General features: G+C 71.0%; 22 protein-coding genes. 21 read left to right on the forward strand and 1 reads right to left on the reverse strand.

Going from position 1 to position 24,550, the window contains the following annotated elements; translation table 11 throughout:
- The first annotated feature begins 159 nt into the window (after positions 1–159).
- The 14 genes from ACIOHP_RS37930 (at position 160) to ACIOHP_RS37995 (ending at position 14,459) form a co-directional block, all read left to right on the forward strand.
- Positions 160–915: a response regulator transcription factor gene (locus ACIOHP_RS37930; protein ID WP_361554726.1), complete on the forward strand. Its 756-nt coding sequence runs from the start codon at positions 160–162 to the stop codon at positions 913–915.
- Positions 916–1,091: 176 nt separating this feature from the next.
- Positions 1,092–1,943, forward strand: coding sequence for a hypothetical protein (locus tag ACIOHP_RS37935; RefSeq protein WP_401894569.1), 852 nt, complete (start codon positions 1,092–1,094; stop codon positions 1,941–1,943).
- A gap of 234 nt (positions 1,944–2,177) precedes the next feature.
- The gene (locus ACIOHP_RS37940; protein WP_361554720.1) at positions 2,178–2,501 is read left to right on the forward strand and encodes a TcmI family type II polyketide cyclase; all 324 of its coding nucleotides are present in this window, start codon (positions 2,178–2,180) and stop codon (positions 2,499–2,501) included.
- Entirely contained in the window at positions 2,501–3,757 is a 1,257-nt protein-coding gene (locus ACIOHP_RS37945; protein ID WP_351689208.1) for a beta-ketoacyl-[acyl-carrier-protein] synthase family protein, read from the forward strand. The genes ACIOHP_RS37940 and ACIOHP_RS37945 overlap by 1 nt, the downstream gene beginning before the upstream one ends.
- The gene (locus ACIOHP_RS37950) at positions 3,754–5,016 is read left to right on the forward strand and encodes a ketosynthase chain-length factor (protein ID WP_401894570.1); all 1,263 of its coding nucleotides are present in this window, start codon (positions 3,754–3,756) and stop codon (positions 5,014–5,016) included. The genes ACIOHP_RS37945 and ACIOHP_RS37950 overlap by 4 nt, the downstream gene beginning before the upstream one ends.
- Before the next feature lie 59 nt (positions 5,017–5,075).
- Positions 5,076–6,770, forward strand: coding sequence for an NAD(P)/FAD-dependent oxidoreductase (locus ACIOHP_RS37955; protein ID WP_401894572.1), 1,695 nt, complete (start codon positions 5,076–5,078; stop codon positions 6,768–6,770).
- Between the two features lie 12 nt (positions 6,771–6,782).
- Positions 6,783–7,388 (forward strand): nitroreductase/quinone reductase family protein, encoded by a 606-nt coding sequence (locus ACIOHP_RS37960; RefSeq protein ID WP_401894574.1) that lies wholly within the window; start codon positions 6,783–6,785, stop codon positions 7,386–7,388.
- Between the two features lie 28 nt (positions 7,389–7,416).
- A complete protein-coding gene (locus tag ACIOHP_RS37965) occupies positions 7,417–7,782 on the forward strand; it encodes an antibiotic biosynthesis monooxygenase family protein (protein WP_361494686.1) in 366 nt (121 codons plus the stop codon).
- A 139-nt stretch (positions 7,783–7,921) separates the two neighbouring features.
- Entirely contained in the window at positions 7,922–8,737 is an 816-nt protein-coding gene (locus ACIOHP_RS37970) for a dienelactone hydrolase family protein (RefSeq protein WP_401894577.1), read from the forward strand.
- Between the two features lie 114 nt (positions 8,738–8,851).
- Positions 8,852–10,486: an MFS transporter gene (locus ACIOHP_RS37975; protein ID WP_401894579.1), complete on the forward strand. Its 1,635-nt coding sequence runs from the start codon at positions 8,852–8,854 to the stop codon at positions 10,484–10,486.
- Positions 10,487–10,547: 61 nt separating this feature from the next.
- Positions 10,548–12,047 carry an FAD-binding oxidoreductase gene (locus ACIOHP_RS37980; RefSeq protein ID WP_401894581.1) on the forward strand — a complete coding sequence of 500 codons (1,500 nt, stop codon included), beginning with the start codon at positions 10,548–10,550 and terminating at the stop codon, positions 12,045–12,047.
- 37 nt (positions 12,048–12,084) lie between these two features.
- Complete coding sequence (locus ACIOHP_RS37985) at positions 12,085–12,639, forward strand: flavin reductase family protein (RefSeq protein ID WP_307038135.1); 555 nt, start codon at positions 12,085–12,087, stop codon at positions 12,637–12,639.
- Positions 12,640–12,663: 24 nt separating this feature from the next.
- Positions 12,664–13,092, forward strand: coding sequence for a nitroreductase/quinone reductase family protein (locus tag ACIOHP_RS37990; protein WP_401894585.1), 429 nt, complete (start codon positions 12,664–12,666; stop codon positions 13,090–13,092).
- 26 nt (positions 13,093–13,118) lie between these two features.
- Positions 13,119–14,459: a cation:proton antiporter gene (locus ACIOHP_RS37995; protein ID WP_401894586.1), complete on the forward strand. Its 1,341-nt coding sequence runs from the start codon at positions 13,119–13,121 to the stop codon at positions 14,457–14,459.
- A 10-nt stretch (positions 14,460–14,469) separates the two neighbouring features.
- Here ACIOHP_RS37995 and sigJ read toward each other — a convergent pair whose 3' ends face one another.
- Complete coding sequence (gene sigJ, locus ACIOHP_RS38000) at positions 14,470–15,447, reverse strand: RNA polymerase sigma factor SigJ (RefSeq protein ID WP_361554689.1); 978 nt, start codon at positions 15,445–15,447, stop codon at positions 14,470–14,472.
- Between the two features lie 264 nt (positions 15,448–15,711).
- On the opposite strand from sigJ, the gene ACIOHP_RS38005 reads away from it, so the two are divergent.
- The 7 genes from ACIOHP_RS38005 (at position 15,712) to ACIOHP_RS38035 (ending at position 24,515) form a co-directional block, all read left to right on the forward strand.
- On the forward strand, positions 15,712–16,338 hold the full coding sequence (locus tag ACIOHP_RS38005) for a hemerythrin domain-containing protein (protein WP_361554686.1): 627 nt from the start codon (positions 15,712–15,714) through the stop codon (positions 16,336–16,338).
- Positions 16,339–16,711: 373 nt separating this feature from the next.
- Positions 16,712–16,984 (forward strand): acyl carrier protein, encoded by a 273-nt coding sequence (locus tag ACIOHP_RS38010; protein WP_361554683.1) that lies wholly within the window; start codon positions 16,712–16,714, stop codon positions 16,982–16,984.
- A gap of 27 nt (positions 16,985–17,011) precedes the next feature.
- A complete protein-coding gene (gene fabG, locus ACIOHP_RS38015) occupies positions 17,012–17,794 on the forward strand; it encodes a 3-oxoacyl-ACP reductase FabG (protein WP_401894589.1) in 783 nt (260 codons plus the stop codon).
- Between the two features lie 157 nt (positions 17,795–17,951).
- The gene (locus tag ACIOHP_RS38020) at positions 17,952–18,890 is read left to right on the forward strand and encodes an aromatase/cyclase (RefSeq protein ID WP_401894592.1); all 939 of its coding nucleotides are present in this window, start codon (positions 17,952–17,954) and stop codon (positions 18,888–18,890) included.
- A gap of 2 nt (positions 18,891–18,892) precedes the next feature.
- Entirely contained in the window at positions 18,893–22,057 is a 3,165-nt protein-coding gene (locus ACIOHP_RS38025; protein WP_401894595.1) for an FAD-dependent monooxygenase, read from the forward strand.
- A gap of 32 nt (positions 22,058–22,089) precedes the next feature.
- Positions 22,090–23,583, forward strand: a complete 1,494-nt coding sequence (locus tag ACIOHP_RS38030; RefSeq protein WP_361554671.1) for an FAD-dependent monooxygenase — start codon at positions 22,090–22,092, stop codon at positions 23,581–23,583.
- A gap of 2 nt (positions 23,584–23,585) precedes the next feature.
- On the forward strand, positions 23,586–24,515 hold the full coding sequence (locus tag ACIOHP_RS38035; protein WP_401894767.1) for an alpha/beta hydrolase: 930 nt from the start codon (positions 23,586–23,588) through the stop codon (positions 24,513–24,515).
- The last annotated feature ends 35 nt before the right edge of the window (positions 24,516–24,550 follow it).

Genomic DNA, 24,550 nt, shown 5'->3' on the forward strand with positions numbered 1-24,550 from the left:
CTGCAAGCCCGCACGCCGTGGCCCCGCCGCGCGGCTGGCCAACCCCATGCCTGCCGTTGAGCCTCTCCTGTGGTTGAGCTGACCGGCAGCTGGCACGACGTTGCTTACGGTGGCTGAAACCGTACGAGGCTCCGATTCCGGCTGATGTGGAGGTGAGTCATGCGTCAGGCGTCAGCCGACCTGCTGAACCCACAGGCACCACCGCGCCGTGAGGTGTTCGAAGCAGAGGCCCGCGCCGCTCCGGCGACGCACACGGCTTGGCGTGTCCTGATCGTCGACGCCCGCGCCGAAGACGCGGCACCGCTGGCGGAGGCACTGCGCCGGCACGGGCACCACGTGGAGCGTGCCCGCAACGGCTATGCCGCGCTCGAGACCTACGGCGAGGCGGACGTCGACATCGTGCTCCTCGATCCCGACCTGCCCGACGTCGACGGCCTTCAGGTGTGCCGTCAGCTGAGCGCGGCCGGCCGCACCGCGGTCGTCGTGCTCAGTGACCGCGGCAGTGAACTCGACGTCGTGCTCGGCCTCCAGGCCGGCGCCGACGACTACCTGGTCAAACCCTGCGGGCTCAGAGAACTCCTGGCCCGTATCGAGGCCGTGATGCGCCGGGTGCAGCCCCGCATCGAACGCCGGGTGCTGTCGATCGGGGCGCTGCGCATCGACGCGGCGCTGCGCGAGGTCCGCCTCGGCGGCCGCACCATCGCGGTGACCCGCAAGGAGTTCGACCTGCTGTACCTGCTGGCCGCACGGCCCGAGACGGTCGTCACCCGCGAGCAGCTGCTGCGCGACGTGTGGGCCGACTCCTGGTCCCGGCGCACCGTCGACACGCATGTGAGCAGCCTGCGCACCAAGCTCGGCTCCCGTGACTGGATCATCACCGTCCACGGGGTGGGTTTCCGGATCGGCCGGGCCTGAGCGCCGGCGTTCCTCGCGTTTTTTCGTATGCGGCACTTCCCATTCACATATCCATCGCCTGTGCCCCGAAGGCGTACGTCCCTGACGTACGCCTTTCCGGGTGCAGGGCAGCAAAGGTGAAATGTCTCGCCCACCGTCCACGGGGGATTCGAATGAACCGAACGAACCGACCAGAAATGACGTCCACCGCGCCCCGCATCCGCTGCGAGGGCGACGACTGCCGCAAGAAAGCGGTCCAGGAGACCGAGCCCGCGGCGCCGCGGCTGCGCCTGTGCCGGGAGTGTCTGCACCTGTTCGTGGCGCGGCTGCGCCGACTGCCCGCCCTGCACGCCGAACTGGAGGAGGTCCTGGGCGGCCGCGCCACCGGTGAGGGCCAGGAGCGCACCAGCGGCGGGCCGGTGCCCTCGGGTCTGCCGTTCAACGCCGCCGCCGCCGATGTGCGGGCGGACATCACCGCCACCCTCAGCTCGTGGAGCGGCCTCGTCATCGCCGAACGCGGCGCGCCGACCCCGCGGCGCACGGTCACCGCCCTCGCCGCCCTCCTGGTACGGCACGCCGCCTGGCTCGCCGCGCACCCCGCCGTCGCCGACGCCACCCGCGAGGTGGCGCGCCTGGTGCGGGCCGCGGACCGGGTGGCCCACAGCGAGCCGCCGCGCCGGGTGAGCCTGGGCCCCTGTGTGATGCCGGGCTGCCCGGGCCGCCTGGTCACCGAGCTGCGGGGCCGTGACGTGGAGTCCGGCCCCGGTATCCGGTGCGACGCCGACGGGACGCACAGCTGGCCGGGCCGGCTGTGGACCGAGCTGCGCCGTGCCATGCGACGGGCGGACGACGGCCCCGCGCAGGAGCGCTGGCTGACCGCCGCGGACGTGGCCCGGCTGTGGTCCACGCCGACCGGCACCGTCTACCGGCTCGCCAGCGAACAGCGCTGGCGCAGGCGGTCCACCGCCGGGCGGACGTACTACGCGGAGTCGGACGTCCACGAGTGCTTCGCGCGCCGTCGCGCCACCGGCAGCGACGCCGGAATCTGACGGTCCGCCGCAGTCCCTTGAAGAATTTCTGACATGGATCTGCACGGATACGCGTTGTTATTCGGTCAGGGACCGAAGAAGCTGTAAGTGAGGATCCGGTGAACTGTCCGCACGGCGATGCGAATTCAAGAAATTCCCGCCCAGTGCGCTCCCGATTCCCTTTCCGCGCAGTCCACGAGATCGCGGAGTTCTTGTTCGGAAACGCATCCGGAATTTCCCCCAGGGAGAGAGCCCATGCACAGCACATTGATCGTGGCGCGGATGGACCCGGCGTCCATCGGTGATGTCGCCCGGATCTTCCAGGAGTTCGACGGCACCGAGATGCCGCACCTGATGGGCACACGGCGCCGTGAGCTCTTCGCCTACCGCGGCCTGTACTTCCACCTCCAGGACTTCGACGACGACCAGGGCGGCCGGCACATCGAACAGGCCAAGACCGACCCGCGGTTCGTGCAGGTCAGCGACGACCTGAAGCCGTTCATCGAGGCCTACGACCCGGCGACCTGGCGCTCGCCGGCCGACGCGATGGCCACCCGCTTCTACCACTGGGCCTCCTGATGGCGCGCCAGGTAGTGATCACCGGCATCGGTGTGGTGGCCCCCGGCGGTGTGGGCACCAAGGACTTCTGGAACCTGCTCAGCACCGGTCGCACCGCCACCCGCACCATCACCTCCTTCGACGCGACACCGTTCCGCTCACGGGTGGCCGCCGAGGTCGACTTCGACCCCGAACTGCACGGCCTGAGCCCGCAGGAGGTCCGGCGCATGGACCGCGCCGCCCAGTTCGCGGTCGTCACCACCGCCGAGGCCCTCACCGACAGCGGACTGGCCCTGAGCGACCTCGACCCGCACCGCACGGGCGTCACCGTGGGCAGCGGCGTCGGCGCGACCATGGCCCTGGACCGCGAGTACCGCATCGTCTCCGACGGCGGCCGCCTCGACCTGGTCGACCACCGCTACGCGGTGCCGCACCTGTACGACTACTTCGTCCCGAGCTCCTTCGCCAGCGAAGTGGCCTGGAAGGTCGGCGCCGAGGGCCCCGCCGCCGTCGTCTCCACCGGCTGCACCTCGGGCCTGGACTCGGTGGGATACGCCACCGAGCTGATCCGCGAGGGCAGCGCCGACGTCATGTTCGCCGGCGCCGCGGCCGCCCCCATCTCGCCCATCACGGTGGCCTGCTTCGACGCCATCAAGGCGACCACCCCCCGCAACGACGACCCCGAGCACGCCTCCCGCCCCTTCGACCGGACCCGCAACGGCTTCGTCCTCGGTGAGGGCGCCGCCATGTTCGTCCTGGAGGAGCGCGAGCGGGCCGAGCGGCGCGGGGCGTACATCTACGCCGAGATCGCCGGCTTCGCGACCCGCTGCAACGCCTTCCACATGACCGGGCTGCGGCCCGACGGACTGGAGATGGCCGAGGCGATCCGGCTCGCGATGGACGAGGCGCGCATCAACCCCGAGCAGGTCGACTACATCAACGCCCACGGCTCGGGCACCAAGCAGAACGACCGGCACGAGACCGCGGCGTTCAAGCACAGCCTGGGCGCGCACGCCTACGAAACCCCGGTCAGCTCCATCAAGTCCATGGTCGGGCACTCGCTCGGCGCGATCGGCTCCCTGGAGATCGCCGCCTCGGTCCTCGCGATCGAGAACAACGTGGTGCCGCCGACGGCCAACCTCCACGAACCCGACCCCGACTGCGACCTGGACTACGTGCCGGTGCACGCCCGTGAACAGCGCACCGACACGGTCCTGAGCGTGGGCAGCGGATTCGGCGGGTTCCAGAGCGCGATGGTGTTGCGGAGGGCGGCATGAAGACGACCGAGGCCATGAGCACGGCCACCGCCACCGCGGCCACCACCACCCGCGTCGTCGTCACCGGACTCGGCGTCACCGCCCCCAACGGCCTGGGCACCGACGACTTCTGGAGTGCCACCGTCGAGGGCCGCAGTGGCATCGGCGCGATCCGGCGCTTCGACGCCTCCGGCTACCCGGCCCGCCTGGCCGGCGAGGTCCCCGGCTTCGTCGCCGAGGACCATCTGCCGGGCCGGCTGCTGCCGCAGACCGACCACATGACCCGCCTCGCGCTGGTCGCCGCCGACTGGGCCCTCGCGGACGCGGGCGTCACGCCCGGCGAGTGGGCGCCCTTCGACATGGGCGTGGTCACCGCCAGCTCCTCGGGCGGCTTCGAGTTCGGCCAGCGCGAACTGCAGGCGCTGTGGAGCAAGGGCGGCCAGTACGTCAGCGCGTACCAGTCCTTCGCCTGGTTCTACGCCGTCAACACCGGCCAGATCTCCATCCGGCACGGCATGCGCGGCCCCAGCGGCGTCGTCGTCTCCGACCAGGCCGGCGGTCTGGACGCCCTCGCGCAGGGCCGGCGGATGATCCGCAAGGGCAGCAAGCTGATCGTCTCCGGCGGCGTCGACGGCTCGATCTGCCCGTGGGGGCATGTCGCGCAGCTCGCCGGCGGCCGCCTGTCCACCAGCGACGACCCCGGCCGCGCCTACCTGCCCTTCGACATCGAGGCGGCCGGCCATGTGCCGGGCGAGGGCGGCGCCCTGCTCATCCTCGAGGACGCCGAGGCGGCCAGGGAGCGCGGGGCCCGCGTGTACGGCGAGATCGCCGGATACGCGGCCACCTTCGACCCGCCGCCCGGCACCGGCCGCGAGCCGGGCCTGGAGCGGGCCATCCGCCAGGCACTCGCCGACGCCGGCACCGATGCCGGTGACGTCGACGTGGTGTTCGCGGACGCCGCCGCGATCCCCGAGCTCGACCGGGCCGAGGCGGACGCGGTGACCAAGGTCTTCGGCCCCGAAGCGGTCCCGGTGACCGCGCCCAAGACGATGACCGGACGCCTGCTGTCCGGCGCCGCCTCCCTGGACGTGGCCGCGGCCCTGCTGTCCATCCGGGACGGCGTGATCCCGCCCACCGCCCACGTCACCCCCGACCCGGCCTACCGCCTGGACCTGGTGACCGGCGAGGCGCGCAGTGCCCGGGTGGACACCGCACTGGTCCTCGCCCGCGGCCACGGCGGCTTCAACTCCGCGATGGTCGTGCGCCGGAGCGGCTCGTGAACGCCGACCGGGCCCCGACACAGAAGGCTCAGACAACGTCAGAAGAGAGGGTGGCGCATATGGCCAGCAAGGTGATGGCCAAGGGCCAGGCCAAGAGGTCCGACAACGTCCAGCACTGCGATGTCTTCATCCTGGGATCGGGCCTGGCCGGCTCGGTCGCCGGGGCGATCCTGGCCCGCCAGGGCACCAAGGTGGTCCTCGTCGACGCCGGGCAGCATCCGCGGTTCGCGGTCGGCGAGTCGATGACGCCGCAGCTCATCGAGTGGCTGCACATTCTCAAGTCGCGCTTCGACGTCCCCGAGCTCGGCCATCTGCTCAGCGCCAAGGCGGTCGCCGACAACATCGGCCCGCACCACGGCAAGAAGCAGAGCTTCGGGTTCATCAAGCACGAGGCGGGCCGGGAACCGGACCCGGAGCAGGCGACGATGTTCGTCATCCCCAAGGTCCTCACCGACGCCAGCCATCTGTTCCGCCAGGACAGCGACCAGTACTACTTCAACGTCGCCGCCAAGTACGGCTGCGTCACCCGGCAGAACTGGTTCGCCACCGACCTCGACTTCGACGACGACGGCGTCACCATCACAGGCCGCAACGGCGAGGTGTTCCGGGCCAAGTACCTGATCGACGCGAGCGGCTTCCGCTCCCCGCTGGCGGAGAAGTTCGCCCTGCGCGAGCAGCCCGCCCGCTTCAAGCACCACGCCCGCTCGATGTTCACGCACTACATCGGCGTCAAGCCGTTCGACGACGTCTCGCACCACCCGGTCAGCAAGCGGCCGCCCGCCCAGTGGCACGGCGGCACCCTGCACCACCTCATCGAGCGCGGCTGGTTCTGGATCATCCCGTTCGACAACGTCAAGGGCTCCAAGAACCCGATGTGCTCGGTCGGCATCACCATGGACGAGCGCACCTACCCCAAGCCCACCGACCTCACGCCCGAGCAGGAGTGGCAGGGCTTCCTCGACAAGTACCCGGCGGTCAAGCGGCAGTTCGTGGGCGCCAAGCGGGTCCGCGAGTGGATCTCCACGGACCGCCTCCAGTACTCCTCCAGCCGGTCCATCGGCCCGCGCTGGTGCCTGATGTCGCACGCGGCCGGCTTCCTGGACCCGCTGTACTCGCGCGGCCTGTCCAACACCTTCGAGGTGGTGTACTCGCTGTGCACCCGCATCCTGGAGTCGGTCAAGGACGACGACTGGTCGGTGGAGCGGTTCGAGTACGTCGAGCAGCTGGAGCGCGGTCTGCTCCAGTACAACGACGACCTCGTCAACGCCTCCTACATCTCCTTCTCCCACTTCCGGCTGTGGAACGCGGTGTTCCGGGTGTGGGGCGGGTTCCTCACGCCGGGCGTGATGCGGCTGCACCGGGCCCGCGCCCAGTACGAACTCACCGGCGACGAACAGCACTTGAAGGAGCTGGAGAACACCCCGTACCCGGGCCTGTGGTGGCCGCACGACGAGTTCAAGAAGATCCTCGAACTGACCGCCGAGGTCTGCGAGAAGTACGAGATCGGCGAGCTGGACGGGGACACCGCGGCGGACACGATCTTCGCGGCGCTGCGTGAGTGCGAGGGCCTGAACCCGGTGTTCGGCTGGAAGGACGACGACTCCACGCGGTTCGTGTACCCGACCACGGCGATGGTCGCGAAGTTCATGAACTGGTCGCTGCGCAAGGCCCCCGAGGGCGAGATGCGCGACATCGCCCGCTCCCTGGTGAAGAGCGGCCTGCGCTCGGCTCTCCAGGGCAAGAAGGCTCTCTGAGGAAGGACGGCCATGTCCCAGACCACCGCACGACCCGAGGACGAGGCGGCGCTGTCCTCCTGGTCCTCCACCCGCCCCCAGATGGAGAACACCAACCCGCTGGTGCAGGCGTTCACCCGGTTCAACGTCTACCTGTACTCCAAGCCGCCGAACAAGTACGTCAAGAAGGTCAACAAGTCCTTCCTGCACCTGCATCTGTTCCTGTACCGCAAGTCCCGCGGAAAGATCATGGGGCACTTCGGGCGCCTCGACGCGATGCTGCTGACCACCACCGGCCGCAAGACGGGCCTGGCGCGCACCCTGCCGGTCGGCTACGTCTACGACAACGGCCGCTACATCGTGTGCGCCGCCCCCGGCCACTTCGACGTGCCCGGCGGCCCGCAGGCCAGCCACCCCGCCTGGTTCCACAACGTGCGCGCCACCCCGCAGGTGACCGTGGACATCGGCCCCGAGCAGTTCCCGGCCACCGTGCGGATCCTCGCCGGCGACGAACGCGACCGCCGGTGGCGCGAGTTCTGCGAGGTCTTCCCGTTCATCGCCGAGTTCCAGAAGCGCGCCGCCCGCCCCATCCCGGTCCTGGAGATCACCCCCGACGACCTCGACCCGCAAGAGCTCTGAGCACCCCCGCCACCAGGAAAGGAAACAGATGAAGATCGAGGCGCTGGACCCGGCCACCCCCCTCATCAAGCAGTTCCAGGAGAAGAGCGGGCCGATCACCCTGGTCAACGTCTTCGACGTGCCGGCCGAGTTGTACGACGAGTTCCTCAAGATCTGGCAGGAGGACGCCGCGTACATGAAGGGCAGCCCAGGCTGCATCCAGACCCAGCTGCACAAGGGCATCGCCGGCAGCCGCCTGCTGGTGAACGTCGCCGTGTGGGAGTCCACCGAGGCCCTGTTCGCGGCCTTCAGCAAGCCGGAGTTCCAGCAGTCGGCGGCCAAGTACCCCGACGGCATCACGGCCTACCCGCACGTCTACGAGAAGATCGCCGTCGAGGGCATCTGCGTCGCCTGACCGGCCGGCCGCGTCCTGACCGCCGTACGGCTCCGGTCCTACGGCGGCCAGGGCGGGCCCCTTCGCCGGCAGTTGACGTGCTGCTGCGGGCCCGGCAGGGTTCGCCCGCCAACTGAGCCCGCCTCACTAGGAGTTCGCCGTGACGAACGGCACCGCACCGACCTCGGACCTCACCGGATGGAGCCGGCGCTCCTTCACTGCCGGATCCGTCACCCACGACGTGTACGAGAAGGGGGCCGGGCCCGGGGTGATCCTCGTCCCGGAGATCCCCGGCATCACCCCCGAGGTGCTGGGCCTGGCCGAGCACCTGGTCGAGGAGGGGTTCACCGTCACGGTCCCCTCCCTGTTCGGCACCCCCGGCCGGGCGGACTCCCCGCCCTACACCCTGGGTGTGGTGGCCCGGCTGTGCGTGTCGGCCGAGTTCCGGGCCTTCGCCACGAACGCCCGCCGCCCCGTCGCGGACTATCTGCGGGCGCTCGCCCGTGACCTGGCCGCGCGCACCCCGGGCCCCGGCGTCGGGGTCATCGGCATGTGCTTCACCGGCGGGTTCGCGCTGGCCGCCGCCGTCGATCCCGCCGTCCTCGCGCCCGTCGTCAGCCAGCCCTCGGTGCCGTTCCCGACGAGCCGCACCCGCAAGGCCGACGCCGGGCTCGCCGCCGACGAGCTCGACGCCGTCGTCGCCCGCACGCGCGGCGAGGGACTGTGTGTGCTCGGTCTGCGTTTCGGCAAGGACGGCATCTCCCCGGCCGAGCGGTTCGGCACGCTCCGTGCCCGGCTCGGGGACGCCTTCGAGGTCATCGAACTCGACTCCGCTCCCGGCAACGCGGGCGGTTTCGCCAAGAGCGCCCACTCCGTGCTGACCGTCGAGGTGCGCGAGACACCGGGCCACCAGGCCCTCGCCGCCCGCACCCGGGTCGTCGCCTTCCTGCGGGAACGCCTCACCCCCACGGCCTGAATGTGACGTGCGTCTCACCGCCGCTCGTGCATGTCACACCCGGACCGGAACCGCCCTCTTGGGTGCACCGCCACACAACGTGAGCGCCTTAGACGCCGCGACAAGGAGAGGAACATGACTCAAGAACGGCAGACCAACCCGTGGGCGGTTCTGAGCGTCCTGTGCCTGGGGTTCGTGATGACCCTGGTCGACCTGACGATCGTGAACATCGCCATCCCGGACATGACCGACGACCTCGGTGCCTCGCTCGACAAGATCCTGTGGGTCGTCAACGCCTACACCCTGGTCCTCGCCACGCTGATCATCACCGCGGGGCGGCTGGGTGACATCCGGGGCAAGGGCAACCTCTTCCTGTCCGGCGTCACCGTGTTCACTCTCGCCTCCCTCGCCTGCGGTCTGGCCCAGGACCCCACCCAGCTGATCGCGTTCCGCGCGCTCCAGGGCGTGGGCGCCGCGATGCTGATCCCGCAGACCCTGTCGATCATCACCGACGTGTTCCCGCCGGAGAAGCGCGGCGCCGCCTACGGCGTGTGGGGCGCGGTCGCGGGTGTCTCCGGAGCGATCGGCCCGACGCTCGGCGGTCTGCTGGTCACCCACCTGGACTGGCGGTGGGTGTTCTTCGTCAACATCCCCGTCGGCCTGCTGGTGCTGGTGCTCGGCCTCAAGCTCATCCCCAAGAACGTGCGGGTGGTCAAGCACCGCTTCGACCTGATGGGCGTGATCATCGCCTCGGGTGCGCTGTTCTGCCTGGCCTTCGGCCTCATCGAGGGTGAGCGCTACGAGTGGAACGGCTTCATCTGGGCGCTGCTCGCCTCCTCCGCCGTCCTGATCGGCGCGTTCCTGATGTACGAGCGCGGCCAGCAGGACAACGAGCCGCTGCTGCCGTTCTCCCTGTTCAAGGACCGCAACTTCTCCGTCGTCAACCTCGTCGGCATCGCGGTGTCCTTCGGTGTCCTCGGCATCCTGCTGCCGACCACCATCTACCTGCAGTCCGTGCTGGGCTTCAGCGCGATCAAGACCGGCCTGGTCCTGGTGCCCCTCGCGCTCGGCTCGATGTTCACCGCCGGTCCGGCCGGCATCCTGTCGGAGAAGTTCGGCGGCAAGTACATCCTGACGGCGGGCCTGTCGATGTTCGGCATCGGCATCACCTGGATCTTCATGGTCGCCGACACCGACAGCTCCTGGACCGCGTTCGTCGGCCCGCTCTTCGTCGCCGGTCTCGGCGCCGGCTGCACCTTCGCCCCGATGGGCTCCGAGGTGATGCGCAACGTGCCGCCGCACCTGACCGGCGCCGCCTCCGGCGTCAACAACGCGCTGCGCCAGGTCGGCTCCGTGCTCGCCGGCGCCGTCATCGGCGCGGTGCTCCAGGCCAAGCTGGTCTCCGCGCTGCGCGAGGAGGCCGCCACCGCCGCCCAGTCGCTGCCCCAGGACTACCGGGCCGACTTCGTGTCCGGGTTCGCCGACGGCGCCCAGCACGTCGAGGTCGGCACCCAGCAGAGTGCCTCGCTGCCGGCCGACGTACCGCAGGACGTCGCCAACACCATCCAGGAACTGGCCGGCAAGGTCTTCCACCAGGGCTTCGTCGACGCGCTCCAGCCCACCATGCTGGTGCCCGCCCTGACGATGTTCGCCGGCGCGGCCCTGTGCCTCGCCCTCAAGGGCGGGCCGACCCCCTCGGGCATGGGCCACGGCGCGCCGCCCGCGCAGCCGGAGACCGCGCCCGAGAAGGACGCCACCGCCGCGCACTGACCGCACCACCGTCCGCGCCCCCGGCCCCTTTGGGCCGGGGGCGCTTGTATTGGGACCGGACATGATCAGTCGAAGAACACTCCTCGGAGCCTCCGGCGGAGCCCTCGCGCTCGCCGCCCTCCACCCCTCCCCAGCCCGCGCGGCCGCTCCCTGGGAGCAGCTGCGCGGCCGCCTTTCGGGCACCCTCGTGCTGCCCGGCGAAGCCTCCTACGCCACCGCCAAACAGCTCGAACTCCAGCAGTTCGACACCATCGACCCGCAGGCCGTCGCGTACTGCGCGAGCGCGGCCGACGTCGCCCTGTGCCTGACGTTCGTGCAGGACAACGCCCTGCCCGTCGCCATCCGCAGCGGCGGCCACAGCCTGGGCGGCTACTCCACCACCACCGGCCTGGTCGTCGACGTGTCCCGGCTGAACTCCATCAGCCTCACCGGCACCACGGCGACGTTCGGGCCCGGCGCCCAGAACGTCGACATGCTGAACGCGCTCGCCCCCGCGGGGCTCGCCGTGGTCGGCGGCGCCGGCCCCACCGTCGCGGCCGGCGGCTTCGTCCAGGGCGGCGGCCTCGGCTTTCTGACCCGCCCGCTCGGCGTGGCCTGCGACGCCCTGACCTCCGCGACCGTCGTCCTGGCCGACGGCCGGATCGTGACCGCCGCACCGAACCGGCACAGCGATCTGTTCTGGGCGATACGCGGCGGTGGCGGCGGCAACTTCGGCGTCGTCACCTCGTACACCGCCAAGGCCGCCGCCGTCACCGACGTGGCCACCGCGACGCTCGTCTTCGCCTACGACAAGGCGCTCGACATGCTCGACGGATACGCCCGCTGGCTGGTGGACGCCCCCCGCGCCATCGGCGGCGCGTGCGTGATCACGCTCCCCGACGCAGCGCCCGGCGCCACCCCGGTGCCCGCGATCCGGCTGGTCTCCACCGGCACGGCCCCCCAACTCGCCGACGAGGTGGGCCGGTTGCTCGCCCTGACCGGGCCGCCCGCCTCCCGGGTGGACGCCGTCATGCCGCACCGCTCGCTGATGATGGGCGTCTACGGCTGCGCCACCAGGACCACCGAGCAGTGCCACCGGGCCGCCGACCTGCACCCCGAAGGGCAGCTGACCCGGCCCGCGTTCGGCCTCGAACGCAGCCGCATGTTCAAGACCCCGATGGCCCGCAACGGGTGGGCGGCGGCCCTCGCCGTGTTCGACGCGGACCGCCAGGCCGGCCAGATCCACCAGCTCCAGGTCCTCCCGGTGGGCGGAGCCGCCGCCGACCTCGCCCGCACGGCGACCGCGTACGTGCACCGCGACAGCCTCTACACCACCAACTACCTGTCCACCATCCCCAGTTCACCGACCGACGAGGGCCGGGCGGCCGCCCGGGCGTGGGTGGACCGCGGGTTCGCCGCGATCGACTCCCACTCCAGCGGCGAGACCTACCAGAACTTCATCGACCCGGCCCTGAAGGACTGGAAGCGGTCCTACTACGCCGAGAACTACCCGCGGCTCGCCGCGACCAAGGCCCTCTACGACCCGTACGGCCTGTTCAAGTACGCCCAGAGCATCCGCTGAGCCCCTCGCCGGGGCCTTCTTCCCCCAGGGGGCGCCCATGACCACGACACAGCCAGGCATCCTGCAACAACGGGCCGACGGTCCCATCGACGGCAAGGTGCTGCGCAATGTGTGCGGCATGTTCGTGACCGGCGTGACCGTGATCACCAGCGGCAGCGGTTCGCAGGCCGCCGGCACCACCGTCAACTCCTTCACCTCGGTCTCCCTCGACCCGCCGCTGGTGCTGTTCTGCCTCCACAAGGCGTCCCGCCTGCGCGCGGTGGTGGAGGAGTCCGGCGCCTACACGGTGAACTTCCTCGCCGGCCGCCAAGAACCGCTGGCCTGGGCGTTCGCCGGCAGGCACACCGCGAACCTGGACGGCGTCGACCATCACTACTCCACCGCCGGAGTGCCCGTGCTCAGCGGCGCCATGGCGTTCCTGTCGTGCCGCCTGGTCAACGCCGTCGAGGGCGGCGACCACACGATCTTCATCGGTAAGGTCGCCGAACTGGGCGTGTCCAGCGGCGAGTCGGAACCACTGATCTTCTTCCGCGGCTCCATGGGCTCCCTGGAGGCCGAACAGCGCGGTACCCACCCCATGTTCGACGTCTGACCCCGCACGCTTAAGGAGTTCCGGATGTCCGCCATCCAACGGCGACTGGCCCGCTTCAACCGCACCTTCGCCAACCGCTTCGTCGGCCCCGTCCTGACCCGGATGCCCGGGTTCGGCGCCGTCCTGCACGTGGGACGCAAGTCCGGGCGCGTCTACCGCACCCCGGTCAAGGTGTTCAAGCGCGACGGGAACTACGTCATGTCGCTGCCGTACGGCCCCCAGTCCGACTGGGTGCGCAACACCATCGCCGGCGGCGGCTGCGAACTGCACACCCGGGGCAGGCTGATCCGCCTGGACCGGCCGCAGGTGTTCACCGACCCGCAGCAGTCCGTCGTACCGGCGCCGCTACGGCCCCTGCTGCGCCGCTTCAAGGCCTTCGACTTCATCGAACTGCGCCCCGCCGATGCCGCCGCGGCCACGTCCACGTCCACGACCGCGCCGGTCCGGCCATGACCGCCGCCCCCTGACAGGAGACCGCTGTGCCCCACTCCGAGTGGATCACCGTCACGGCGATCGGCGGCATCGCCCTGATCCTCGCCCTGGCGGCCGCTGTCACCGCGCTGTGCCGCCGTATCAAACAGCCCGCCGTCATCGGTGAGATCACCGTCGGCATCTGCCTGGGACCGAGCCTGCTCGGACTGTTCCCCGGCGACCTGCCCGACCGGCTCTTCCCCGCCGAGATACGCCCCCATCTGGGCGTCGTCTCCCAGGTGGGCCTGCTCCTGTTCATGTTCATCATCGGCTGGGAGTTCAACGGCGGCGCCCTCAAAGGCCGCTTCCGCTCCACCGGCACCATCTGGATCAGCTCGCTGGCACTGCCCATGGCGCTCGGCGTCGGGCTCGCCTGGCTGATCTACGGCTCGCACGACGTGGTCAACGGAAAGACCGTGCCGTTCACCGAGTTCGCGCTCTACCTCGGCGTCGCGATGTCCATCACCGCCTTCCCGGTACTGGCCCGGATCATCGCCGAGCAGGGTCTGCAGAAGACCCGCGCCGGCACCCTGGCCCTCGGCCTCGCGGCCGCCGACGACGTGCTCGCCTGGTGCATGCTGGCCGTCGTGGTCGCCCTGACCACCGCCACCGGCACCGCCGGATTCCTGACGGTGATGGCCTGGTCGGCGGTCTACCTGGTCGTCATGCTGTGGCTGGTACGCCCCGTCCTCGCCACGATCAGCGACCGGCTGCGCGTCACGCACACGCAGTACGTGCCGGTGCTCGTCGCCTCCGGCGTGTTCACCTCGGCGTTCGTCACCTCCCACATCGGCATCCACGCCATCTTCGGGGCGTTCATGTTCGGTCTGGTGATGCCCCGGCGTCACGACAGCCTGCTGCACCGGGTGGCGATGCCGCCCCTGGAGACCGTCGGCAAGCTGCTGCTTCCGGTGTTCTTCGTCGTCACCGGCCTGTCCGTGGACCTCACCACGCTCAGCGCGGGCGGTGTCCTGCAGACGGTGGCCATCATCGTGGTGGCCTGCCTCGGCAAGCTCGGTGGCGTCGCCCTGTCCGCCCGGCTGACGGGCATGGAGTGGAGGGACGCCACCGTGCTCGGGGTGCTGATGAACACCCGCGGTCTGACCGAACTGGTGCTGCTGAACGTGGGGTTGAGCCTCGGGCTGCTGACCGTGCAGCTGTTCTCCGCGATGGTGCTCATGGCCCTGGTCACCACCGGGATCGCGGCGCCCGTCCTCAACCGGCTGCTGCGCGACGACGACCGGGCGCCCCTGGTGGGGAACGCAGTCGGCACTCCGGACGTCGCCGAGGCGGCCGCCGCACCGCGTGCCGACGTCGCCGAAGCGGCCGCCGGCCGCGGCGCGCACTGACACCCACGGCTCAGACCTCCGTCTCGGTGGTCTCGGCGGGCTCGTCGGACCGCACCCGGGCCAGCTTGTCCGGGTTGACCACGGCGTAGATGCCGCGCACCTGGTCGCTGTCGGGGGTGAGGTCCATGACCAGCACCGCGTACGGGGAGTCCTCGGAGAACACCACCGCCGACGGGTCGCCGTTGACATGCCGGTAGTGGATGTCGATGTCCTTGGGGGTGCGCCCCGCGTAGCCCGCGAGCAGCCGGCAGACCTTCTCCCGGCCGATGACCGGACGCAGGCCCGCGGTGCGGACCTTGCCGCCGCCGTCGGTCCACATGGTCACGTCCGGTGCCAGCATCTCCATCAGCAGACCGAGGTCGCCGCCGAGAGCGGCGTCGATGAACCGCTCGGTGACCTGCTGCTGGACGTGCGGATCGGCCTGGTAGCGGGGGCGCCGCGCCTGTACGTGGGCGCGGGCCCGGTGGGCGAGCTGACGCACCGAGGAGGGGTTGCGGTCGAGGATGCCCGCGATCTCGGCGTGCGCGTAGCCGAACACGTCGTGCAGCACGAACACCGCCCGCTCCAGCGGGGACAGCGTCTCCAGGACCACCATCAGCGCCATCGACACCGACTCGCTCTGCAGGGCCCGGTGCGCGGGCTCGGCGACCGGCTCCTCCTCGGCGGCGCCCCGGGTCACCAGCGGTTCCGGCAGCCAGGGACCCACGTACGTCTCACGGCGTCGCTTGATGGCGGCCTTGCGGGCGAGCGCGTGGTTGACCGCGATCCTGACGAGGTAGGCCCGCGGGTTGTCGATCTCCTCGTGCGGGGAGCGGCTCTTCTTCGCCGACCACGACAACCAGGTCTCCTGGAGCACGTCGTCGGTGTCGGCGACGGTTCCGAGCAGGTTGTAGACGATCGAGAACAGCAACTCGCGGTAGCCGACGAAGACCTCCGTCGAGGCTTCGACGGAACCGGCCGTGCGGTCGCCTGGCTGGCTGTCGGACATGGTGCACCTCCCTGGGACGAGCTCACACCCGAGACGGCTTTGGTCCGGGAAATGTGACATCACCCCCACGAATGTGATTCAGATCACAAAGGTGGCGGTTCATGTCACATCCGGCCATGACCGATCCCTCTCATTCACGAGGGCATCCCGGGCCGCGGGGCGTGGGGAGCTCGGCCGGAGGGGGCCGAACTCCCCACTCGCGACAGCGAGTTACCCCAACCGCCGACCGGCCGCGACCGGTCACTCAAGAAAGGCACGCACACCATGGCAGTCGCACAGCAGGCCCCGATCAACTTCGCCGTCATGTACGCCACGCACGACGCGTTCCGGCGCGACATGAGGCGGCTCGCCGCGGCGGTCGCCGCGGGCCGCTCCCAGTCCCCGGAGGTGCGCGACGGCTGGGCGAACTTCAAGCACCAGCTGCATGTGCACCACACCGTCGAGGACTCCGACCTGTGGCCGCGCGTCGCGGCCGCCGTCGCCGGCCGGCCCGCCGACCAGAAGCTGCTCGACGAGATGGAGGCCGAGCACGCCCAGCTGGACCCGGTGCTCGCCGCCGTCGACGACGGCCTGGCCCGCAACACCCCCGACCTCGCCGACCGCGTCGCCGAACTCATCCGGGTCCTCGGCGACCACATGAAGCACGAGGAGAGCGAGGCGCTCCCGCTCATCCAGGACGCCTGCACCACCAAGGACTGGGACGCCTTCCGCGGCGCGATGGCCCGCAAGCAGGGCCCCAAGGGCGCGGCCGTCTACTTCCCCTGGATCACCGACGAGCAGAACGACACCGACCGCAAGGCGTTCCTGGACACCATGCCCGCGCCGGTGAAGGTCCTCAACAAGCTGTTCTGGGAGTCGAGCTACAAGAAGCGCCACCTGTGGGGCCTCTGACCCCCAAGGCCCCCTGACGGGCCCCTGGAGCACGCCCCTGCCGGCGACATCCCCCGCCCCGGCAGGGGCGTTCCCATGCCCGCGGAGGGCTGGCGCCCCCTTAGGGGCGCAGCCCCTTAGCGGCGCGGGGAACTGCGCGACCAGCCCCATCGAACCCGCAGCCGCAAGCCGACAGAAACCACCGCGCCCCATAGGGGCGCGGGGAACTGCGCGACCAGCCACAACGAACCCGCAGCCGCAAGCCGACACAACCCCCCGAGCTTCTAGGCGCTCTCTCCTGTTCAACCTGATGCCCCTGCCAAGCCCCACCGGCAGGGGCATCGCCATGCCCACCCCACCCACCACCGTCAATCCCCGAAGGGAACCCCCACCCATGAGCACCTCCGCGTTCGCCCTCGCCGACCTCAAGCGCATCCTCCTGGAGGGCGCCGGCGCCGACGACGGCATCGACCTGGACGGCGACATCCTCGACCTCGACTTCGAGGCGCTCGGCTACGAGTCGCTGGCCCTGCTGGAGACCGGCGGCCGCATCGAGCGCGAGTACGGCATCGCCCTCGACGACGACGTCTTCACCGACAACCGCACCCCCCGCACCCTCATCGCCGCCGTCAACGAACTGCTGTCGCCGGCCGCCACCGCCGCCTGACCCGACCGGACCCAGGGAGAAGCCACCATGCAGCAGGACCAGCGCGTCGCTCTCGTCACCGGCGCCACCAGCGGAATCGGCCTCGCGGCCGCCCGGATCCTGGCCGCCGGCGGCCACCGCGTCTTCATCGGCGCCCGTACCGCCGAGAACGTCACCAGCACCGTAAAGCAGCTGCGCGAGGAAGGCCTCGACGTCGACGGAGCCGCCGTCGACGTCCGCGACTCCGACAGCGTCACCGCGTTCGTCACCGCCGCCGTCGAGCGGTTCGGCACCGTCGACGTGCTCGTCAACAACGCGGGCCGCAGCGGCGGCGGCGTCACCGCCGACATCGACGACGAGCTGTGGGACGACGTCATCGACACCAACCTCAACAGCGTCTTCCGCATGACCCGCGCGGTCCTCAACGCCGGCGGCATGCGCCACAAGGACCGCGGCCGGATCATCAACATCGCCTCCACCGCCGGCAAGCAGGGCGTGATCCTCGGCGCCCCCTACTCCGCCTCCAAGCACGGCGTCGTCGGCTTCACCAAGGCCCTCGGCAACGAGCTCGCGCCGACCGGCATCACCGTCAACGCGGTCTGCCCCGGCTATGTGGAGACCCCGATGGCGCAGCGCGTGCGCCAGGGCTACGCGGCCGCCTACGACACCACCGAGGACGCCATCCTCACCAAGTTCCAGGCGAAGATCCCGCTCGGCCGCTACTCGACCCCCGAAGAGGTCGCCGGCCTGGTCGGCTACCTCGCCTCCGACACCGCGGCCTCCATCACCGCACAGGCGCTCAACGTCTGCGGCGGCCTCGGCAACTTCTGAGGGCCTGCCCGGCGGATCACGCCACAGACGCACGCGGGGCCCCGCACACCCGCCCCCGGAGCGCCCCGCTCACCCGCATCACCGAGGTACCGCCCGTCTCCTTCAGCCTGATCCGCCGGACAGGCCCAACACCCCTGCCCCTGAAGGGAGTTCAGCCATGACGCTCCGCGAGGTCGAGCACACCGTCGACGTCGACGCCCCCGCGACGGCCGTCTACCGCCTGATCGCCGAGGTGGAGAACTGGCCGCGGATCTTCCCGCCCACCATCTTCGTCGACCGTGTCGAAGCCGACGGTGACAGCGAGCGGATCCGTATCTGGGCCACCGCCAACGGCGAGCCGAAGAACTGGACCTCGCGCCGCACCCTGGACGCCGAGGCCCTGGTCATCACCTTCCGCCAGGAGGTCTCCACCCCGCCGGTCGCCGCGATGGGCGGCACCTGGATCATCGAGCCGCTCACCGAGTCCACCTCCCGGGTGCGGCTGCTGCACGACTACCGGGCCATCGACGACGACCCCAAGGGCCTGGCCTGGATCGACGAGGCCGTCGACCGCAACTCCCGCTCGGAGCTCGCGGCACTGAAGACCAACGTCGAACTCGCCCACGCCACCGAGGACGTCACGTTCTCCTTCGAGGACTCCGTGACGATCGCCGGCTCCGCCAAGGACGCCTACGACTTCGTCAACGAGGCCGGTCTGTGGCCCGAGCGGCTGCCGCACGTGGCCACCGTCCGGTTCGAGGAGCCGTCCCCCGGTCTGCAGAGCCTGGAGATGGACACCCGCGCCAAGGACGGCTCCACGCACACCACCAAGTCGTACCGGGTGACGTTCCCGCACCACAAGATCGCCTACAAGCAGGTCACGCTGCCCGCGCTGATGACCCTGCACACCGGCTACTGGACGTTCACCGAGGCCGCCGACGGCACCACCACCGCCTCCTCCCAGCACACCGTGGTCCTCAACACCGCGAACATCGCGAGGATCCTCGGCGAGGACGCCACGGTCGCGGACGCCCGCGCGTACGTCCACGGGGCGCTGAGCACCAACAGCCGCGCCACCCTGGGTTACGCCAAGGACCACGCCGAGAACCAGCGCTGACCATGGCGTACCAGCGGCTGGAGGCCGACGTCGTCGTCGTGGGCGGGGGACCGGTCGGGCTGATGCTCGCCGGTGAACTCCGCCTCGGCGGCGCCGACGTCGTCGTACTGGAGACCCGCGAGGCGCCGACGACCGAGTCGCGGGCCTCGACCCTGCACGCCCGCACCATGGAGATTCTCGACAGCCGGGGCCTGCTTCAGGCCTTCGGCACCCCGCCGTGCGAGGTGCGCGGGCACTTCGGCGGCACCCCCCTGGACCTGACCCTGCCCAGCACCCACCCCGGGCAGTGGAAGGTCCCGCAGACCGAGACCGAACGCCTGCTGCAGGACTGGGCGGCCGGCCTGGGCGCGCGTATCAAGCGATGCCACACCCTGCGCGCCCTGCGCACCACCGGCGAGGGCGTGGAGGCGGTGGCCGCCGGTCCCGGCGGGCCGGTACGGATCCGGGCGGCGTACCTGGTGGGCTGCGACGGCGAGAACTCGACCGTACGCCGACTGCTGGGCGCCGACTTCCCCGGCGAGGACGCGCACCGCGAGCTGCTGCGCGCCGACGTTGCCGGCATCGACGTACCGAACCGGCGTTTCCAGCGTCTGGAACGCGGCATGGCGGTGGCCGCCCGGCGCGGCGACGGCGTCACCCGCGTGATGGTGCACGAGTTCGGCCGCGAGGCCCAACCCCGCACCAGGGAACCTGACTTCGCGGAGGTGTGCGAGGTCTGGCAGCGGGTCACGGGGGAGGACATCACCTCGGGCACGCCGCTGTGGGTGAACTCCTTCGGCGACGCGAACCGCCAACTGTCCGCCTACCGGCACGACCGCGTCCTGTTCGCCGGCGACGCCGCCCACCGCCAGATGCCGATCGGCGGCCAGGCCCTCAACCTGGGACTCCAGGACGCGGTGAACCTCGGCTGGAAACTGGCCGCGGTGGCCACCGGCAGGGCCCCGGCTGACGTGCTCGACACCTACCACGCCGAACGCCACGAGGTGGGCCGCAGAGTCCTCGCCAACATCAAGGTCCAGTCCCAACTGCTCCTGGGCGGCCCGGAATCCAACTCCACCAGGGCCCTGTTCGCGGAACTCCTGCCCTCCGAGAAGGTCCGCACCCACCTGGCGTCGATGATCGCGGGCCTGGACATCAGCTACGGAGACCAGGGCGTACGCCTGCCGCGCACCACCCTGACGACGGGCGACCGCCAGTACACGACAACGGAGTTGCTGCACCCGGCCCGTCCGCTGCTGCTCCTCCTGACCCCGGAGGCCGCCCCGTTCCACGAGCAGGCGGCCCCCTGGTCGGACTACGTCACCACACTCACCGCCACGGCCGACCTGCCCGGCACGGACGCCGTCCTGCTCCGCCCCGACGGCCACATCGCCTGGACGTCCCCGAGCGACACCCCCCTGCCGGAGGCCCTGACCCACTGGTTCGGCCCGCCCACGACGGAACGCCCGCCAGAGGGCACGACATCGACGCCGGGTCCCGTACTCGCGCCCGAGTCCAAAGCAGCACTCTCCACCTCGGAACCGGCAGCCGCCAACGACTCCCCGAAGGGTGACCCCATGAACACGAAAGACCACGCGCACGAGCGCTACGACGTGGCCATCCTCGGCGCGGGCATGGCCGGCGGCATGCTCGGCGCGGTCCTCGCCCGCAACGGTGTGAAGGTGCTCCTCATCGACGCCGGCACCCACCCCCGCTTCGCCGTCGGCGAGTCCACGATCCCGTACACCTCCGCGATGACCCGTATCGTCGGCGAACGCTACGAGGTCCCCGAGATCGTGCACATGGCGAGCTTCCGCGGCATCCAGGACCACGTCTCCCCGATGAGCGGCCGCAAGCAGAACTTCGGCTTCGTCTACCACCGCGAGGGCCAGGACCAGAACCCCGACGAGATCAACCAGCTGGTCGTCCCGGAGTGGCAGCGCACCGAGAGCCACCTGTTCCGCCAGGACACCGACGCCTACCTGTTCCACCTGGCCGTCCGCTACGGCGCCACCCCGCTGCTCGGCACCCGTATCACCGACATCGAGACGGGCCCCGACGGCGCGGTGCTGCGCTCGGACCGCGGCGTGGAGTACCGGGCCGAGTACCTGGTCGACGGCAGCGGTTTCCGTTCCCCGGTCGCCGACGCGTTCGGTCTGCGCGAGGAGCCCACCCGCGCCCGCCACCACTCCCGCACCCTGTTCACCCACATGGTCGGCGTCACCCCCTACGACGACGCCCCGTCCGCCGCCGGACACCAGCAGCCCAGCCCCTGGCACCACGGCACCCTGCACCACGTCTTCGACGGCGGCTGGCTGTGGGTCATCCCCTTCGACAACCACGACGGCGCGATCAGCCCGCTGTGCAGCGTGGGTCTCACCTTCGACGAGCGGAAGTTCCCCAAGTCCCAGGACCTCTCCCCGCAGCAGGAGTTCGACGCGTTCCTGGCGCGCTTCCCGCAGATCGCCGAGCAGTTCACCGACGCCCGCGCGGTGCGCCCCTGGGTCGCCACGGGCCGCCTCCAGTACTCCTCCTCCAGCACGGTCGGCGAGCGCCACTGCCTGACCGCGCACGCCGCCGGCTTCATCGACGCGCTGTACTCGCGTGGCCTGACCAACACCCTGGAGGTCGTCAACTCCCTGGCGTGGCGCCTGATCGAGGCGTCCCGGGACGGCGACTGGTCCACCGAGCGCTTCGAGTACATCGACCGGCTCCAGCAGGGCCTGTACGACGTCCACGACGACCTCGTCTACAGCTCGTTCGTGGGCTTCCAGCACTACGACCTGTGGAACGCGGTCACCCGGGTGTGGGAGTCGACGAGCATCATGCCGACGATGACCGTCGAGCGGGCCTACCGCCGCTTCATGGAGAACCGCGACGAGCAGATCCTGAAGGACCTGGAGCAGACCACCACGCCCGGTCTGCCCGCGCCGGTCGGCGAGGACATCAGCTCCCTGCTCACCTTGACCCGCAGCACCTGCCAGGCCGTCGAGGCCGGGGGGCTGGAGCCGGGGGAGGCCGCCGAGCTGCTCTTCGAGCAGTTGCGGGAGTCGAAGTTCCTGCCGGAGCCGTTCGCGCTCGGCGACCCGGCCAACAAGTGCTTCGAGGCGACGCCGGAACTGCTCGGCCAGGCCCTGGAATGGGGCCGCACGAAGGCGCCGGAGCACATCGCCGGACTGTTCGGCTGACCACCACTCACGAGTAGGGGAGAGGAGAGACCATGGACGCCGACGTCATCATCGTCGGGGCCGGCCCGACCGGTCTGATGCTCGCCGGGGAACTGCGCCTGGGCGGCGCCCACGTCGTCGTGGTGGAACGCCTGGAGCAGCCCACCGGCCAGTCCCGCGGGCTCGGCTTCACCGCACGCGCCATGGAGGTTTTCGAACAGCGCGGCCTGCTGCCGTGGTTCGGGGACCTGGAGAAGGCCCCCATGGGTCACTTCGGGGGCGTGCAGTTCGACTACACCGTCCTTCAGGACGCGCACTTCGGTGCGCGCGGTGTGCCGCAGTCGCACACCGAGGACGTTCTGGAGCGGTGGGCGATCTCGCTGGACGCGGACATCCGGCGCGGCTGGGAGTTCCTCGAGCTCGACGAGAAGGGCGACCACGTCGAGATCACCGTCGCCACCCCGCAGGGCGTCCAACGCCTCACCGCCGCCTACCTGGTGGGCTGCGGCGGCGGCAGCAGCCCCGTGCGGCGGGCGGCCGGGTTCTCCTTCCCCGGCACGGACGCCACCCGCACCATGTACCTCGCCGACGTCGCCGGCTGCGACCTGCGCCCGCGCTTCCTCGGCGAGCGCCTGCCGGGCGGCATGGTGATGGCGGCCCCGCTCGGTGACGGTGTGGACCGCATCATCGTCGTCCCCGACGTCGAGCCCGGCCGTGAACGGGAGCGGTCGGTGAGCTTCACGGAGGTCGCCGACGCCTGGCAGGACATCACCGGCGAGGACATCAGCGCCGGCACCGCCCACTGGGTCAGCTCGTTCACGGACGCCACCCGGCAGGTCACCGAGTACCGGCGCGGCCGCATCCTGCTCGCCGGGGACGCCGCGCACGTCCATCTCCCGGCGGGCGGGCAGGGGTTGAGCACCGGCGTCCAGGACGCCGCCAACCTCGGCTGGAAGCTGGCCGCCGAGGTCCGCGGCCGCGCGCCCATCGGCCTGCTCGACACCTACCACAGCGAACGCCACGCGGCCGGTGCCCGTCTGCTGATGAACACCCACGCCCAAGGCATGCTCTTCGTCGGCGGCCCGGAGATGAGCCCGCTGCGCGAGCTGATGGGCGAGCTCATCCAGTACGACGACGTCAAGCGGCACCTGTCCGGTCTGGTCTCCGGCCTGGACGTCCGCTACGACGTGGGCGAGGGCACCCACCCCCTGCTGGGCCGCCGCCTGCCCCCGCGCACCCTGACCGGTGCCGAGGGCCCCGTCACCACGATGGAACTCCTGCACCCGGGCCGCGGCGTCCTGATCGACCTCGCCGACGACCCGGCCCTGCGGGAGGCGGCGGCCCCGTGGCAGGACCGGGTGACGACGGTGACGGTCCGCCCGCAGGACACGGAACCCGTCCTGACGGCCACCACCGCCCTCCTGGTCCGCCCCGACGGCTACATCGCCTGGGCCACCGGCACCACGGCGGACCCGGCCGAACTGCGCACCGCACTGCACCGCTGGTTCGGCGAAGCGCAGGACAGCACATCGGGGAGCACGGCGTGAGCGTGGACCTCCCACCAACGGGCGGGGCGTGCACGGTAGTTGACGCCCCGCCCGCCACCGGGCCCCGCCACGTCACGCTGGACGCGGCGGGCCTGCGTCTGTCGGCCCTGCTCGCCACCCCGCCCGGCGGCGCGCCCCGGGCCACCGTTCTCGCCCTGCACGGCGGCGGCATGACCGCCGGCTACTTCGACGGCCGGGCCCACCCCGGCCAGTCACTGCTCACTCTCGGCGCCCGCCTGGGCTACACGGTCCTCGCCCTGGACCGCCCGGGCTACGGCGCCTCCACCCCCGACCTGCCGACGGGCCAGACCCTCGCCGAGCAGTCGGCCACGGTCCGCACGGCCCTCGCCCACTACGCGGCCACGCACGACCTGGGCGCCGGCGTGTTCGTCGTCGGCCACTCCTACGGCGGCAAACTCGCCCTGACCTCGGCCGCGGACGGCCTCCCGGCACCCCTGCTGGGCCTGGACATCTCAGGGCTGGGCCACCGTCTGGCCGTACCGGCCCACGATCTGCCCTCGGCCGACGGCCAGGGTCACTGGAAACACAACTGGGGCGCCCTGCGCCTGTACCCGCCCGACACCTTCCGCCAGTGTCCCGTCGCGCCCATGCCCGAGAGGGAACGCGCCGAAGTACGGTCCTGGCCCGCCCGGTTCGCGTCGGTGGCCGCCCGGGTCCGGGTGCCCGTCCGGTTCACGTTCGCCGCGTACGAGAAGTGGTGGCGCCACGACGAGCACGCGCTGGCCGAACTGGCCGGACTGCTGCCGCGCGCCCCCCGCGTCCTGGTGGAACGCCTGCCGCAGGCCGGCCACAACATCAGCCTCGGCTGGACCGCCCACACCTACCACCTGCGCGCCCTCGCCTTCCTCGAGGAGTGCCTCGCCGGGCACGCGGTCACCGGCACCACCGTGCCGCTGCCCGCGGCCGCCTGACAGCCCAACCCCCCACCCGCACGCACCATCACCGC

It is taken from the genome of Streptomyces sp. NPDC087859, from assembly GCF_044742595.1.
Classification (GTDB): domain Bacteria; phylum Actinomycetota; class Actinomycetes; order Streptomycetales; family Streptomycetaceae; genus Streptomyces; species Streptomyces canus_F.